13 protein-coding genes are annotated in these 15072 nt (G+C 69.2%); 7 read left to right on the forward strand and 6 right to left on the reverse strand.

The features are described 5' to 3' along the window. Position 1: 1 nt before the first annotated feature. Positions 2–1354, reverse strand: coding sequence for a threonine ammonia-lyase IlvA (gene ilvA / locus AB0I19_RS28635; protein WP_357153087.1), 1353 nt, complete (start codon positions 1352–1354; stop codon positions 2–4). Positions 1355–1403: 49 nt separating this feature from the next. Beyond that, positions 1404–1838 (reverse strand): nitroreductase family deazaflavin-dependent oxidoreductase, encoded by a 435-nt coding sequence (locus AB0I19_RS28640; protein WP_181700639.1) that lies wholly within the window; start codon positions 1836–1838, stop codon positions 1404–1406. 97 nt (positions 1839–1935) lie between these two features. On the opposite strand from AB0I19_RS28640, the gene AB0I19_RS28645 reads away from it, so the two are divergent. Then, positions 1936–2151 carry a hypothetical protein gene (locus AB0I19_RS28645; RefSeq protein ID WP_357153089.1) on the forward strand — a complete coding sequence of 72 codons (216 nt, stop codon included), beginning with the start codon at positions 1936–1938 and terminating at the stop codon, positions 2149–2151. A gap of 4 nt (positions 2152–2155) precedes the next feature. Here AB0I19_RS28645 and AB0I19_RS28650 read toward each other — a convergent pair whose 3' ends face one another. Continuing rightward, complete coding sequence (locus AB0I19_RS28650) at positions 2156–5020, reverse strand: AAA family ATPase (RefSeq protein ID WP_357153092.1); 2865 nt, start codon at positions 5018–5020, stop codon at positions 2156–2158. 157 nt (positions 5021–5177) lie between these two features. On the opposite strand from AB0I19_RS28650, the gene AB0I19_RS28655 reads away from it, so the two are divergent. Beyond that, on the forward strand, positions 5178–5534 hold the full coding sequence (locus tag AB0I19_RS28655) for a nuclear transport factor 2 family protein (protein WP_084457462.1): 357 nt from the start codon (positions 5178–5180) through the stop codon (positions 5532–5534). Between the two features lie 28 nt (positions 5535–5562). Beyond that, a complete protein-coding gene (locus AB0I19_RS28660; protein WP_357153095.1) occupies positions 5563–5979 on the forward strand; it encodes a hypothetical protein in 417 nt (138 codons plus the stop codon). A 36-nt stretch (positions 5980–6015) separates the two neighbouring features. Here the strand turns inward: AB0I19_RS28660 and treY are convergent, their stop codons facing one another. From treY to AB0I19_RS28675, 3 genes are read right to left on the reverse strand one after another with little or no spacing between them, the layout of a single operon-like run. Further along, entirely contained in the window at positions 6016–8436 is a 2421-nt protein-coding gene (gene treY, locus AB0I19_RS28665) for a malto-oligosyltrehalose synthase (RefSeq protein ID WP_174550363.1), read from the reverse strand. A gap of 7 nt (positions 8437–8443) precedes the next feature. Beyond that, positions 8444–10564, reverse strand: a complete 2121-nt coding sequence (gene glgX / locus AB0I19_RS28670; RefSeq protein WP_357153098.1) for a glycogen debranching protein GlgX — start codon at positions 10562–10564, stop codon at positions 8444–8446. A 57-nt stretch (positions 10565–10621) separates the two neighbouring features. Beyond that, a complete protein-coding gene (locus AB0I19_RS28675) occupies positions 10622–11158 on the reverse strand; it encodes a cupin domain-containing protein (RefSeq protein ID WP_357153107.1) in 537 nt (178 codons plus the stop codon). Positions 11159–11186: 28 nt separating this feature from the next. Here AB0I19_RS28675 and AB0I19_RS28680 point away from each other — a divergent pair, with 28 nt between their 5' ends. The 4 genes from AB0I19_RS28680 to bioD all read left to right on the forward strand — a co-directional run bounded on the left by AB0I19_RS28680 (position 11187) and on the right by bioD (position 14905). Further along, a complete protein-coding gene (locus AB0I19_RS28680) occupies positions 11187–11633 on the forward strand; it encodes a MarR family transcriptional regulator (RefSeq protein WP_357153100.1) in 447 nt (148 codons plus the stop codon). Between the two features lie 59 nt (positions 11634–11692). Then, positions 11693–12970 (forward strand): adenosylmethionine--8-amino-7-oxononanoate transaminase, encoded by a 1278-nt coding sequence (locus AB0I19_RS28685; protein WP_357153103.1) that lies wholly within the window; start codon positions 11693–11695, stop codon positions 12968–12970. A gap of 35 nt (positions 12971–13005) precedes the next feature. Beyond that, complete coding sequence (locus tag AB0I19_RS28690; protein ID WP_357153105.1) at positions 13006–14157, forward strand: 8-amino-7-oxononanoate synthase; 1152 nt, start codon at positions 13006–13008, stop codon at positions 14155–14157. Between the two features lie 73 nt (positions 14158–14230). Beyond that, positions 14231–14905: a dethiobiotin synthase gene (gene bioD, locus AB0I19_RS28695; protein ID WP_357153106.1), complete on the forward strand. Its 675-nt coding sequence runs from the start codon at positions 14231–14233 to the stop codon at positions 14903–14905. Positions 14906–15072 lie beyond the last annotated feature (167 nt).

The raw sequence follows: 15072 nt of genomic DNA on the forward strand, positions 1-15072 counted from the left end.
ACTAGGTGAGGTAGCGGTACGCGGGCGAGCCCGGTTCCAGGCGTTCCGCCTGGATCGGCGACTCCTCGATGCGGTGCAGCAGCGAGGCCAGGTCGTCGGTGGCACCGAGCTCGATGCCGACCAGCGCCGCCCCGGTCTCGCGGTTGTTGCGCTTGACGTACTCGAACATAGTGATGTCGTCGTCGGGCCCGAGGACATCGTCGAGGAAGCGGCGCAGCGCGCCCGGTTCCTGCGGAAAGTCCACCAGGAAGTAGTGCTTGAGCCCGCGATGCACCAGGGACCGTTCGATGATCTCGCCGTAGCGCGACACATCGTTGTTGCCGCCCGACACCAGCACCACCACGGTGGAGCCCGGGTCGATATCGATCTCGGCCAGCGCCGCCGTCGCGAGCGCGCCCGCGGGCTCGGCGATGATGCCTTCGTTCTGGTACAGGTCGAGCATCGCCGTGCAGATGGCGCCCTCGTCGACCTGCATCATTCGGAAAGACGCTGTGCCGGTAGGGGATTCGGTGGTGGTTAGCAGCGGGAGCGAGGCGTGCGACACGACCCGGCCGCCGAACGACGTCGCCGCCTGGTACGGCAGGTCACCGATGCGGCGCACGGCGGCGCCGTCGACGAACGGGTCGATCTCGGGCAGGGTCACCGGGCCGCTCGCCACCAGCGCCGCCGTCATCGAGGCCGCGCCCGCGGGTTCCACACCGAGCAGACCGGCGCCGGGCGCGCGCTCACGCAGGTAGGTGCCGATGCCGGCGAGACAGCCGCCGCCGCCGACCGGCACGACGACGAGATCCGGCGCGGTACCGAGTTGTTCGAGGAATTCGGCGGCGATGGTGCCTTGGCCCGCCGCGGTGCGCGGGTCGTCGAACGGGGGAACCATGGTCGCGCCCGTGCGGGCCACGTCGTCGGCGGCGGCCGCGGCGGCCGCGTCGTAGGTCTCGCCGACCGCGATCAGTTCGACGAACTCGCCGCCGTGCACGCGGATGCGGTCACGCTTCTGCTTCGGGGTGGTCGTCGGGACGTAGATCCGTCCGCGCACGCCCATCGCGTGACAGGCGAAGGCCACGCCCTGCGCGTGATTGCCCGCGCTGGCCGCGACCACACCGGCGGCGCGTTCGGCGTCGGTGAGCTGCACCATCAGGTTGTAGGCGCCGCGCAGCTTGTAAGAGCGCACGGCGGTGAGGTCTTCGCGCTTCAGATACACCTGCGCGCCGGTGCTCGCCGACAGGCGCGGGCTGTACTGCAGGGGTGTCGGCTCGATGATGTCGGAAATTCGCTGCGCGGCCGCATCGATCTCGTCCGCGGTGAGCGGCGGACGGGTCAGGGAAACTTCGGCGACGTCAACGGTGGAGGACACCCGACAATGCTACCGAGGCAGCCACGGGTGTCCGGCGTCGGCGGGTCGGTCAGCGGGGCGTCAGCACGAAGACCGGAATCTCGCGGTCCGTCTTCTTCTGATATTCGGCGTAATCGGGCCAGACCTGCACCGCACGGTCCCACCACAGCGCCTTCTCCTCGCCGAAGACCTCGCGGGCGGTGTAGTCCTTGTTGACTGTGCCGTCGCGCAGTTCGACGTGCGGTTCGGCCTTGATGTTGTAGTACCAGACGGGGTGTTTCGGCGCGCCGCCCAGCGAGGCCACCACGGCGTACTCGCCGTCGTGTTCGACGCGCATCAGTGGTGTCTTGCGCAGCTTGCCGGTCTTCGCGCCCTTGGTGGTGAGCAGGATGACCGGTTTGCCTTGCAACGAGGTGCCCTCGGCACCGCCGGAGGCCTCATAGGCCTCCGCCTGCTCGCGCGCCCAATCGGAAGTGCTCGGTGCGTACTCTCCTGTCAGTGGCATGACCAGCACAACGACGGTTCCACCTGTGATGTTCCCGACCCCACCCGACGGCGAGGTTTCGGTGGACCGAACTCTTGTTTGCGCCTATCCTGTGTGCATGGCAGTGGTGACCCCATCGACAGCATCCGCGACGGTCGACGTCGCCGGCGTCGCGTGGCCGGTCTACAAGCTCGAGGCGCTGGTCGCCGGGCTCGTTGTCGCCGCGCTGCTCCTGCTCGTCGTCGGATCGCCGCAGGTCGCTGTGCTCGCCGCCGCATCGGTCGCGGCCCTTCGCTGGGTCGTCGGCGCCGCAGGCACACATTCGCGCAGCTGACCGGTCACTCGAGGTCGAGCGCGCTCAGTTCGCCACGCGACACCACGCCCAATTTCGGATAGGCCTTGTACAGGTGATGCCCGACCGTGCGATGACTCAGGAACAACCGCGCGGCGATCTCCCGATTCGACAGTCCCTGCGCGGCCAACCGGACGATCTGTGATTCCTGTGGTGTGAGCAGGCTCAACGGTCCGTCGTCGGCTCGGGCGGATGTCCCCACACCCAGGGCGCTCAATTCGGTTCGTGCTCGTTCGAGCCAAGGCACGGCACCGAGCCGGTCGAAGACGTCGGCACATTGCTCGAGCTGCGTGCGGGCATCGACTTTGCGTTTGTCCCGGCGGAGCCATTCGCCGTAGAGGAGGCGGGTCCTGGCCTCGTCGAAGGGGCGGTTGCCGACGAGGGCGGTGCGGAAATGCGGTTCGGGGTCCTCGGCCAGCAGCGCCCGCCCACGTGCCGCCAAGGCGGCGATCCACTGCTGCTCGGCACGCTCCGCCCAGTCGACGAGCCTGGTCAGGGCCTCGTTCGCGCGGTCGGGGGCGCCGAGGCGGACGGCGACTTCGATCTGATCCGGCAGCGTGCGCAGGCCGATCACGTGGTGACGCGCGGGTTCGATCGTCATGTGTTCGAGTTCGGCCTGCGCCCGGTCGAGCTTGCCGTCGCCGAGCGCGAGCAGTCCCCGAGCCGCGTGGGCCCAGGACGCCCCGACCGCCATCGGCCCGCCGAGTTGATCGGCTACCGCCTGCTCCGCCTCGGCGTGGCAGCGCTGCTCGTCACCGTGCAGCGCCGCCAGGTAGGCGAGGAAGGCATGCAGCTGGCTGACCCACTGCGCCTGCCCGATATCGCGGGCGATGCCCAGCCCTTCCTCGGCGGCGACCCGGCTCTCCCGTGGCCGCCCACCGAACAGCTGGCATTCGGCACGAAAGAACAGCAGCGGCGCGAGCAGGGCGATGCGCCCCTGCTCCCGGCACTCGGCGATGAGTTCGGCCGCCACCTCGTCGACCTGGTCGTCCTGTCCGACGACGAGCCCACTACCGCACAGCTGCACCAGGTCGGCGGGATTGTCGGCGCCAGCCGCGCGCGCGGCGTCGACGACGGCACGCAGGTCGGTGGTGCGTCTGCCCGACACCGAACCGGTCAGATAGCGCGCGATCGGGGTGGCGGGGTCGTCCTCCGCCAACCGCAACGTCGTCAGGAACCCGGCCACCTCGTCGAGCTCGGCGGGACCGAGATACCAGGCGGTGTGCACCGCCCTTGTCAGGATGCGGGCAGCGGTTCCCGGATCGTCCGTGCGCGCCGCACGGGCCGCCGACATGAAGCGCCGATGCGCGGAACCCGGTGTGCCCGAACCGAACTCGGCTTGCGCCCGCACCAGCTCGAGCCGCTGTTCGTACTCGCCACCACCGGCAAGGGCGGCCGCGCGCTCGGCCAGCCGCGCAGCCTGCCCGGTGAGCCCGGCCTCCGTCGCCGTCTCGGCGGCCATTACCAGCCGCCGCACCCGCGCCGCACTGTCGACGCTCAGCGCCGCCGCCCGCTCGTACGCCGCGACCGCCCCGTGAAAACCCGTGCGGCGACGCGTGCGATCGGCGGTGTTCTCCAACGCGGCGGCGGTCTCCTCGTCGGGCCCAGTTGCCGCGCAAGCCAAATGCCAGGCCCGCAGATCGGCGTCGTTATCGTCGAAAGCTGCCCGAGCGCCGAACCCTATCGAACCTCCGGCACCGTTCTCCGGGTCGTCGGGGCCGGTCGTCGAGCAGTCGGCATCGATCACCGGATCGTCGGTGGTACTCATCGAGCTGGTGGCACCGGTACCGCCCGGCCCAGCGGGTCGAGACGCCGCGGCGTGCCCCGCCGGGGGCGGATGGGCCGGCGGTGCGTAGGCGGCGGCGAGTGCGCGGTGGGCGGCGAGTCGCTGGGTCAATGCCGCACCCTGGTAGACCGCCGAGCGCAGTAGCGGGTGGCGCCAGGTGAGTCGTCCGCTGTCGAGGTCGATCATGTCCGCGTTCTGCGCGGGCTGCAGGTCCGGCAGTCCCGCACCGAGTGTGGTGGCGGCCTGCAGCACGCGCCCGATATCCGCCGTGCCCGCCGCGGCGGCGACCAGGAGGACGGTGCGGGTGGCGGGCGGAAGCTTCGTGATGCGGCTGTGGAAGGCCAGTTGCAGGCGCTGGGTCAGGGGGAGCGGGTTGGCCGCACCCACATCGCTGTCGCCGACGACCGACGGAAGTTCCAGCAAGGCAAGCGGATTGCCGCCGGATTCGGCGAGCAGACGGTAGCGGGTGGCCGGTGACAACCGCGTCGTACCCGCATCGAGTAGTGCGGCGGCGGCCTCGGGCGGCAGACCGGTCAAGGTGAGCTCCGCCAGTCCGGGTGCCGGGAAGTCATCGGGACCGGTGCGGGCCGCGAACAACATCACCACCCCCTCGGCATCGAGCCGACGGGCGGCGAACAGCAGGGCATCGGCGGTGGCCTGGTCCAGCCAGTGCGCGTCGTCGACGATGCACAGCAGCGGTCCGTCGGCGGCTTCCTCGGCCAACAGCGTCAGTACCGCGAGGCCGATGAGCATCCGGTCGGCCGGTGCGTGCTCGCCGAGGCCGAAGGCCGCCTCGAGTGCGTCGCGCTGCCGGGGCGGCAACTGCCCGACCAGTTCCATGCCTGGTTTCACCAGCAGATGCAGTGCGGCGAAGGACAATTCGGCTTCGGATTCGATACCCGCGCTTCGCGCCGTCGGAAGCCCCTGTGCCGCAGCATAATCCAGCAGAGCCGACTTCCCGATGCCTGCCTCACCGCGGATCACGAGGGCCGCGCTGCGCCCGGCCCGCGCACCGGCGAGCAGGTCGTCGAGCATGGCCTGTTCGGCGTCGCGTCCGTGCAGCATGTGCTCAACCGTATCGCCGTACCGGCGATGACAGTAGCCGCGTCGCGAAAGTACCTATAGGCGACTGATTCGCCGACCCCCACTCGACCCATAACGTTGGTGTCATCGCAGAAACAACGAGCGAAACACCAGCTCAGAGACTATTTCGGAGGTCGAGATGAACACCGTCGTCGCGCAGTACCTGGAAGCCTGGAACACCCGCGAGCCCGGCGCCCGCCGCTCCGCCGTCGCCCGGCTGTTCACCCCGCAGGTCGGCTACGTCGACCCGATGGTCGCGGTGAACGGACACGCCGAACTCGAAGCCGCCATCGCCGGCGTGCAGACCCAGTTCCCCGACTGGACCTTCCGGCTGGCCGGCCCGGTCGACGCCCACCACGACCAGGTCCGCTTCACCTGGGGCCTCGGCCCCGCCGACGGTGACGCCGTGGTGATCGGCTTCGACGTCGCCGTCCTCGTCGACGGCCGCATCGACCGCGTCTACGGCTTCCTCGACCACGTTCCCGCCGCCGCCTGAAACCCCTTCACACACCAGGAGATCCGCCATGACCACCGCCACCCGCCCCGGCCGCCTGTCCGCCCTGCTCACCTCGGGTGAGAACCTGCTCCGCCTGTCGCTGCGCACCGACGCCGTCGTCACCGGCGCCAACGGCATCGCCTACCTCGCCCTCGCAGGCCCGCTCGAGCGTCTGCTCGGCCTCGACACCACCGCGAGCCTGGCGATCGGCGCCTTCCTCACCGCCTACGGCCTGGCCGTCGCCGTCATCGGTGCCAGGTCGCCGATCAACCGGACAGCCGCGGCCGGTGTCGCGATCGGCAACGCCGCCTGGGTGCTCGCCAGCCTCGCCGCGGTCGTCACCGGCGCACTGAACCTGACGACGGTCGGCGCCGTGTGGGCCGTGATGCAGGCGATGACGGTCGGCGCCTTCGCCGCCCTGCAATACCTGGGCCTGCGACGCTGAACCGGACGCGGGATCGCCGAGGCGGTCCCGCGTTTCTCAGCGCACCAGCAGCGCGACCGGCAACCGGGTGAACAACGTGTCCAGCCGCACGGTGCCCGCATAGGTGTTGCCGGTCAACCTGTCGGTCCAGGTGCCTTCGGGCAGGGGCAGGGTGGTGTCGGTCCACCCCGTCGCGGCCAACCCGACCGAATGCCGGGTGGCCGCGACGATCACCTCGGGCGCCTCCCCGGCGGGCCCGCGCCCATAGGCGACGAGCCGGTGCGCGTGCTCACCGACCGCGTAGAACGGCCGGTACATCCCGCCGACGAAGCATTCCGGCCGCTCCCGCCGCAACCACAGCGCATAGGCGACCACCCACATCTTCGCCGCCCCGGTCGTGTCCAGAGTCGGTGTGTCGGTGAGGGATTGGAGCATCCCCGCCCGCACCGCGAAGTTCACCGGCCGCCGGTTGTCCGGGTCGACCAGCGAGTCCTCCCAGACCTCGGTGCCCTGATAGATATCCGGAATCCCCGGTGCGCACAGCTGGAGCAGCTTCTGCGACACCGCGTCAGACCAGGCATGCGGTGCCAGCTCGTGGGCCAGATCGCCGATCCCGGTACCCACCGGCCCGTCGATCACCGCGTCGAGCCAGGCGTGCACCGCCGACTCGAACTGCGCGTCGGGTTCCTCCCACGACGTCTTGGTCCCCGCCTCCCGGATCGACTTCTCCGCGAACAGATGCAGCCGGTCACGCAGCCCCGGCACCGACGACGCGGGCCGCCCGTCGGCCGGCCACACCCCGAACATGTTCTGCAACAGGAACAATGCCGTGGCACCGTCGGGCGCCGGGGTGGTTTCGAGCCAGCCGCGCACCCGCTCCGACCAGAGCTCGGCCACCTGCGAGAGCACACCGATCCGGGCGCGCACATCCTCGCCGCGTTTGGTGTCGTGCGTCGACAGCGCGGTCATGGTCGCCGGCCAGCGCTGCGAGCGCTCACTGTTGGACAGGTGGAAATCGTTGACCGAGTGTCCGAAGCGCGCCGGGTTCCCACCCACCTCCTGCAGCGACACCAACCGCGCACCCTGATAGAACATGGTGTCCTCCACCGCTTTCGCGGTGATCGCCCCGCACACCTGGTTGAACCGCGTCGCCGCTTCCCCGCCCACGGCCAGCGCCGTCACCAGCACCGACAGCGGCGCCGTGAGCTCGGCATTACGCTTCTCCACCTCCGCGACCACCGCCGCGGTCATCCCGGCCAGCGGCGCGTAATCCACCCGGTACACCGGCATGAACGCCAGCACCTCGATGGTCGCGTTGCTCACGGCGAGGGTGTCGAAACTGCCCGCGTTGCCGTCGCGTTTGATCGCGGCGACCAGCCGCCGGATCTCCGGGGCCAGAATGGTTTCGGCGACCGCCCGTTTGATCCGGTGCTCGGTCTCGCCGAACCAGGCGCGATCGCTGCCGTGTCCGGCCACCTGTTGTGACAGCTCGGTGAGCGCGGGTTCGCCGGCCGGATCGATGAGCACACCGCCCACGTCGGCCAGTGCGTCGTAACCCGTGGTGCCGTCGATCGGCAGGGTGGCGTCGAGCGGTTCGCGATTGGCCAGGATCTTCTCGACCAGCAGCAACCGCTTGGGCCCGATCAGGCGACGCAATCGCGTGAGATACGCACTGGGATAGGCCAATCCGTCCGGGTGGTCCACTCGAACACCGTCGATCAGGTCGTGTTCGCACCAGGCGGCCAGCTCCCGGTGCGTCGCCTCGAACACCTCCGGGTCCTCCTGGCGGACGGCGGCCAGACTGTTCACCGCGAAGAACCGTCGATAGGTGCACACCCCGGCCTTCCAGCTCACCAGCCGATAGTGCTGGCGGTCGTGGATGCGCAGCGCGTTGTCACCGTCGGTGCCGGGCGCGATCGGGAACCGCAGATCGTGCAGCGCGAGCATGGGTTCGGGACCGGACCGGTCGACGGTGAGCGCGGCCGGGTCGTTCTCGTTCTGCAGCACCGGCAGCGCCAGCCGCCCACCCGCACCGTTGCTCGGACTCCAGTCGATGTCGAAGTACTTGGCGTACGGCGACTTCCGGCCCAATCGCAGCACATCCCACCACCACGGATTCTGCTGCGGATCGCCGACTCCCACGTGGTTGGGCACCAGATCGACGATCAAACCCATTCCGCGGCTGCGCACTTCGTCTGACAGTGCCTTGAGCCCGGCAGGCCCGCCGAGCGCGGCCGACACCGTGGTCGGATCGGTGACGTCGTACCCGTGCGTCGACCCGTGCGCGGCGGTCAGGATCGGGGACAGGTACAGATGCGAAATCCCCAGCTGCTGCAGGTATTCGGCAATCGCCCGGGCATCGCCGAAGGTGAGCGCGTCGGGACGCAACTGGAGGCGGTAGGTGCTGCGCACCGTGCTCGGTCGGATCGGTGCGCGGTGCAGCCGGGTCAGGGGATCGGTCACGTAGGTCTCGGTCATCGTCTCGCTAGGCGGTTCGGCGCAATACGAGCAGGCAGCGGCTGGGAACGGGCAGCACCGTCGCCGCCGCATGAACGGCTTCGGCGGCACCGGTGGGGGTCGAACAATCCAGGGCGAGCGCCCATTCGGCGCCGAACTCCGGCCCGGGCAGCACGAAATCGAGCGCTTCGTCGTGCGCATTGAAGCACAGCAGGAACGAGTCGTCGCTGATCCGTTCCCCGCGCGGGCCGGGCTCGGGAATGCCGTCGCCGTCGAGCAGCACGGCGAGGGATTTGCCGAATCCGCTGTGCCAGTCGTCGGTGGTCATCTCCGTCCCGGTGGGCGTGAACCAGGCGATCTCGCGGCGATGCCCCTCGCCGTCGGCCGGACCGGGGGCGAGGAAGCGGCGGCGCCGGAAGATCGGATGCTCGGTACGCAACGCGATCACCGAGCGGGTGAATTCGAGCAGGTCCGCGTTCTGTTGCGCCAGCGACCAATCCATCCACGCCAGCGGCGAGTCCTGGCAGTACACATTGTTGTTGCCGAGCTGGGTGCGGCCCATCTCGTCACCGTGGGCCAGCATCGGGGTGCCCTGGCTCAGGATCAGTGTGGCCAGCAGATTGCGCTGCTGACGTGCCCGCAGTGCCTCCACCTCGGGGTCGTCGGTCGGTCCTTCGACACCGCAGTTCCACGAGCGGTTGTGGCTTTCGCCGTCGCGGTTGTCCTCGCCGTTGGCCTCGTTGTGTTTCTCGTTGTAGGACACCAGGTCCCGCAAGGTGAACCCGTCGTGCGCGGTGACGAAGTTGATGCTCGCGCCGGGCCGTCGCCCGGTCGGCTCGTACAGATCCGACGACCCGGTGAGCCGCGAGGCGAACTCACCCAGTGTCGCCGGTTCACCACGCCAATAGTCGCGCACCGTGTCGCGGTACTTGCCGTTCCATTCGGTCCACAAGCTGGGGAAGTTGCCCACCTGGTAGCCACCCTCGCCCACGTCCCATGGCTCGGCGATGAGCTTCACCTGGCTCACCACCGGATCCTGGTGCACCAGGTCGAAGAACGCGGAAAGCCGGTCCACATCGTGTAATTCACGCGCGAGCGTCGCGGCGAGGTCGAAGCGGAAGCCGTCGACGTGCATATCGAGGATCCAGTAGCGCAGCGAATCCATGATGAGCTGCAGGGTGTGCGGATGACGCACATTGAGACTGTTGCCGGTTCCGGTGAAATCCTTGTAGTGCTCGGGGTTGTCGTCGTCGAGCCGGTAGTAGGCGGCATTGTCGATACCGCGCAGGCTCAGGATCGGCCCCAGATGATTGCCCTCGCCGGTGTGGTTGTAGACCACGTCGAGAATCACCTCGATGCCCTCGGCGTGCATCGCCCGCACCATCGCCTTGAACTCGGCGACCGCGGCGTCCCCGCTGCGGCGGGAGGCGTACTCGTTGTGCGGGGCCAGATACCCGATGCTGTTGTAGCCCCAGTAGTTTCGCAGTCCCTGATCGGTGAGCACGTGATCGTGGAAGAACTGGTGCACCGGCATGAGTTCGATCGCCGTGACACCGAGCGCTTTCAGATGCCCGATGATCGCCGGATGCGCCAGCCCCGCATAGGTGCCGCGTAGTTCGTCGGGGATGTCGGGGTGCGTCATCGTCATGCCCTTGACGTGCGCCTCGTAGATCACCGTCTCGTGGTACGGCCGATTCGGCGGCCGGTCGTTGCCCCAATCGAAGAAGGGGTTGATGACCACCCCGGTCATGGTGTGGCCCAGCGAATCCAGGCCGTAGGTGTAGAGCGAGGGATCGTTGACGAACTCGCCGTCGAAGGCCTTGCCGTACGGGTCGAGCAGCAATTTGCCCGGATCGCAGCGCAGCCCCAACTCGGGCTCGTAGGGCCCGTGGACGCGGAATCCATAGCGCTGACCGGGAACGACCGACGGCAGATAGGCGTGCCAGACGTAACCGTCCACCTCGTCAAGATCCACCCGCGTCTCGGACCCGTCCTCGTCGATCAGGCACAACTCCACCCGGGTGGCCACCTCGGAGAACACCGAGAAGTTCGTGCCCCCGCCGTCGTAGGTGGCACCGAGCGGGTAGGCCGTGCCCGGCCACACGCTCAGCGGCGTCACCTCACCGGTTCGGTCGTTGGGGCTCGACATGCTACGACAGTAGAGGAATCCGCGTGCCGACCGCGCGCGCTCGCGCTGGGTGCTGCGTCACCCCGCCATCAGCCGCCGCGCGTAGCCCGTGCGCCGGGCCAGCGTGGCGAGCCCGCCGAAAACCCACCGTTGCAGCAGCGCGGGCGGACCGGCCAGGTAGCCGTCCTGGTACTCCCACAGCAGGGCCAGCGCCAGCGGGTTGCGGGGCAATCGCTGCTCGGTGGTCTTGTTCGCGTTGTCCAGCCCACTCCAGAACTCGAACATCTCCCAGTGCCGCAGCGGCGGCCGGATCACGTGGTCCATCACCGTGCCCTCGGCCTCGTTCCAGAATTCGTGCACCGCACGCGGCGGTGCGGTGACGGAATCGCCCGGTCCGGCGACGATGTCGGCGCCATCGATGCGGAAGCGCACCTGCCCGCTGCGGATCGTCCACGTCTCGCTGATCTCGGGATGCCAGTGCGGGCCCGCCTGCCTACCGGTGCGCGGCAACTCGTGCTCGAGCCGGAGATAGGCGCCGTGCTCGTCCGCGCCGCGGTCGACGAGTGTGACCCGATGCCCGTTGCGGAAGGTGAGGACGGTGCCGGTGCGTGCCATATCCAAGATATAAAGGTAACCTTCCTATATGTCAAGATCTACGCTGTTGAAACTCCTGGTCCAGGCCGCCGATGCCTACGAACGGGAACTCGACAACGCCCTGCGCACAAGCCTCGGTACCGAACTGCGACCCGCCCACTACGCGGTCTTCCGCTATCTGGCGCCGAACGGCTCGCGGGTGACCGCCCTGGCCGAGTCGGCCGGGATGACCCAGCAGTCGATGGGGGAACTGGTCACCCATCTCGAACGCTGTGGTTACGTCGAGCGCATCGCAGATCCCGCCGACAAGCGCGCACGTCTGATCGTGCCGACGGCGAAAGGCCGCGATGCCCTCGCCGTGGCCGCGCGGGAGATCCGGCGCATCGAGGCCGCCGTCGCGGGCGAACTGGGCGCGGACTCGCTCGGCGATGTCCGCGCGGCCCTGGCCCGGATTCCCGATGTGGTCGCGAGTCTGTCCGCCGTCGGCGACAGGTGATAACTTGAACAGCGTTCAAGGCCGTCGCAGGCGGCACCGGGCAACGACGAGGACACGCTGTGGACCTGACCCCCGAGCAGATCACCGCCCTGGACGCCGACCACGTCTGGCATCCCTACGGCGGTTTCCCGGCTACCACCGAACCGCTGGTGGTGGCGAGCGCGGCGGGCACCCGGCTCACCCTGGCCGACGGCCGTGAACTCGTCGACGGAATGAGCTCCTGGTGGGCGGCCGTGCACGGCTACCGGCATCCCGTGCTCGACGAAGCTCTCTTCGCGCAGTCGCAGCGGATGAGTCACGTGATGTTCGGTGGGCTCACCCACGAACCGGCCGCCCGCCTCGCGCAGCTACTCGTCGAGATCACTCCCGCGGGCCTGGACAAGGTGTTCCTCTGCGACTCCGGCTCGGTCTCGGTGGAAGTCGCCGCGAAGATGTGCCTGCAGTACTGGCGGGCGCTCGGCCGTCCGGCCAAGAACCGCCTGCTGACCTGGCGCGGCGGCTACCACGGCGACACCTTCACGCCGATGAGCGTCTGCGATCCCGAGGGCGGCATGCATGCGCTGTGGACCGATGTCCTCACCGATCAAGTCTTCGTGCCCGCCCCGCCTCGCGAATTCACCCAGGACTACGTCGCCGAACTCGAACACGCGATCCACGCCCATCGCGACGAGGTGGCCGCCGTCATCGTCGAGCCCGTCGTGCAGGGCGCGGGCGGTATGCGCTGGCACGATCCGCGCTACCTCACCGAGCTGCGCCGCATCTGCGACGCCAACGACGTGCTGCTCGTCTTCGACGAGATCGCCACGGGTTTCGGCCGCACCGGCGCGCTCTTCGCCGCCGATCACGCCGGGGTCGCCCCGGACGTCATGTGCGTGGGCAAGGCGCTGACCGGCGGCTATCTCACCCTCGCCGCCGCGCTGTGCACCACCCGCATCGCCGAAACCATCAGCGCCGCGCACGGCGGCCTGATGCACGGGCCGACCTTCATGGGCAACCCGCTGGCGTGCGCGGTCGCGGTGGCCTCGATCGAACTGCTGCGCTCGCGTGATTGGCGCGGTGAGGTCGCACGGATCGAAAGCGAGCTGCGCGAAGGTCTCGCGCCGATCGCCGAGCTGCCGGGGGTCGTCGACGTGCGCGTGCTCGGTGCCATCGGCGTCGTCGAACTCGCCGAACCCGTCGACATGCGCGCAGCCACCGATGCCGCTGTCGACGCGGGTGCCTGGCTGCGTCCTTTCCGCGATCTCGTCTACACCATGCCGCCGTTCATCAGCAGCTCCGCCGATATCGCCACCATCACCGGCGCCGTGCACGCGGCCGTGAAAGCCTCGATCCGATGACCGGCCTGAACGGTGTTCAAGTATCCTCCTCGACTGTGACTACGGACCCGTTGAGCTGGCTGGACGAACGCGCCACCGCGCGCACCGCCGCCGGGCTGCGCAGGCACCTGCGCGTGCGCGAACCCGAGCAGGCGAGCATCGACCTCGCCTCCAACGACTACCTCGGCCTGGTACGTCACCCGGACGTGATCGAGGGCGCGATCGCCGCGGTCCGCCGCTGGGGCGCGGGTTCCACCGGTTCGCGGTTGGTCACCGGGACCACCGCCGAACACGAGCTGCTGGAAACCGAACTGGCCGAATTCGTCGGCGCCGAAACAGGATTGGTCTTCGCCTCCGGTTACGCCGCCAACCTGGGTGTGGTCACCGCCCTGGCCGGGCGCGACAGCTTCATCGTCTCCGACGCGGGCAGCCACGCCTCGCTCGTCGATGCGTGCAGGCTCTCCCGCGCCCGGATCGCCGTCGCGCCGCACCGCGATGTCGCCGCCGTCGACCGGCTGCTGGCCGAACGCGTCGAGGAGCGGGCACTCGTCCTCACCGACTCGGTCTTCAGCGCCGACGGCGACCTCGCGCCGCTGGCCGACCTGCACCGGGTCGCCCGGGCCAACGGCGCGGTCCTCGTCGTCGACGAAGCCCACGGGCTCGGCGTCCGCGGTGCGGGCGGCAGGGGATTGGTGCACGAACTGGGCTTGGCGGGTCAACCCGACCTCGTCATCACCGCCACCCTGTCTAAGGCGTTCGCCGCCCAAGGTGGAGTAGTGCTCGCCGACAGCAGGATCCGTGCCCATCTCATCGATGCCGCCCGCACGTTCATCTTCGACACCGGTCTGGCACCCGCTGCCGTCGGCGCCGCCCGCGCGGCCCTGTCGCTGCTGCGCCGCGACCCGGCCATGGCCACCCGTGTCCTTGACCGCGCGGCGGACATCGCCCGCATCGCCGGCGTGCCCGAACCGACCTCCGCCGTGGTCTCGGTAGTTCTCGGCGACGCCCAACGTGCCTTCGACGCCGCACAGGCGTGCCGAGCGCGCGGGCTCGAAGTCGGCTGCTTCCGTCCGCCGTCGGTCCCCGAGGGAACCTCGCGCCTGCGACTAACCGCCCGAGCCGATCTCACCGCCGCCGAGCTGGACACCATCGCCGAGGTGCTCGGCGAAGTCCTGGCCGAGGCACGTGGGGACGCGCTGGTCGTCTGACACGCTCGCCCGCCCGAACCTGGGCAGGAACGGAACGGATCGGTGATGAACCGAGGATTGGTGAGGTAGCGAGATGGGTGTTCTTCTGATCAGCGGCACATCGACCGATGTCGGCAAGACCGTCGCGACCGCCGCTCTGGCTGCGGCAGCCCGGGCAGAAGGCCGCACGGTCGCGGTCTGTAAACCGGCCCAGACCGGCATCGCGCCCGGCGAACCCGGCGACCTCGCCGATGTCACCCGCCTGACCGGCATCACCCGCACCCTCGAGCTGGCCCGCTACCCGGAACCGCTCGCCCCCGACACCGCCGCCCGCCGGGCGGGCATGCCCTTGCTGACGCTCGCGGAGACAGTCGCAGGTATCGAAACGCTCGCCGACGCCGACCTGGTGCTCGTCGAAGGGGCGGGCGGGTTGCTGGTCCGCATGGGGGAGTTCACCCTCCTCGACCTCGCCGAAAAGCTCGGCGCCCCCGTTCTGGTCGTCGCTGCCGCCGGCCTCGGCACCCTCAATCACAGCGAACTCACCACAAGAACCCTTGCTGCCGCGGGAGTGCGCTGCGCCGGGCTCGTCATCGGCGCCTGGCCCGATGAACCCGACCTCGCTTCCGAATGTAACCGCGACGACCTGCCTCGGATCACCGGAACGCCGTTGCTCGGCGCCATACCCGCAGGGGTGGGACAGTGGGACCGCGACCGGTTCACCGGTGCGGCTCCGGGCTGGTTCGACCAAGATCTGAAAAACCTGCTCTGACCAGCCGATTTGACTTCGTGTTTGGCGGCACGTAACTTAGTTCGAGTCAGAGCGACACGGACACCGACTCAGCCCCGCTGAGACACGAGGTAGGACGATGAGCGCCTGACTGATTGCGTGTTCAGGGCTTGACCGGATTTGCGTCCGGCGGGTTGCTTGGACTACAG

Source organism: Nocardia sp. NPDC050413 (assembly GCF_040655475.1).
Lineage (GTDB): Bacteria > Actinomycetota > Actinomycetes > Mycobacteriales > Mycobacteriaceae > Nocardia > Nocardia coubleae.

What these genes read in the sequence shown, in the direction of transcription:
- AB0I19_RS28640 (WP_181700639.1), bottom strand. Translation starts at nt 1,838, where the DNA reads ATGCCACTGACAGGAGAGTACGCACCGAGCACTTCCGATTGGGCGCGC.
- AB0I19_RS28645 (WP_357153089.1), top strand. Translation starts at nt 1,936, where the DNA reads ATGGCAGTGGTGACCCCATCGACAGCATCCGCGACGGTCGACGTCGCC.
- AB0I19_RS28650 (WP_357153092.1), bottom strand. Translation starts at nt 5,020, where the DNA reads ATGCTGCACGGACGCGACGCCGAACAGGCCATGCTCGACGACCTGCTC.
- AB0I19_RS28655 (WP_084457462.1), top strand. Translation starts at nt 5,178, where the DNA reads ATGAACACCGTCGTCGCGCAGTACCTGGAAGCCTGGAACACCCGCGAG.
- AB0I19_RS28660 (WP_357153095.1), top strand. Translation starts at nt 5,563, where the DNA reads ATGACCACCGCCACCCGCCCCGGCCGCCTGTCCGCCCTGCTCACCTCG.
- treY (WP_174550363.1), bottom strand. Translation starts at nt 8,436, where the DNA reads ATGACCGAGACCTACGTGACCGATCCCCTGACCCGGCTGCACCGCGCA.
- glgX (WP_357153098.1), bottom strand. Translation starts at nt 10,564, where the DNA reads ATGTCGAGCCCCAACGACCGAACCGGTGAGGTGACGCCGCTGAGCGTG.
- AB0I19_RS28675 (WP_357153107.1), bottom strand. Translation starts at nt 11,158, where the DNA reads ATGGCACGCACCGGCACCGTCCTCACCTTCCGCAACGGGCATCGGGTC.
- AB0I19_RS28680 (WP_357153100.1), top strand. Translation starts at nt 11,187, where the DNA reads ATGTCAAGATCTACGCTGTTGAAACTCCTGGTCCAGGCCGCCGATGCC.
- bioD (WP_357153106.1), top strand. Translation starts at nt 14,231, where the DNA reads ATGGGTGTTCTTCTGATCAGCGGCACATCGACCGATGTCGGCAAGACC.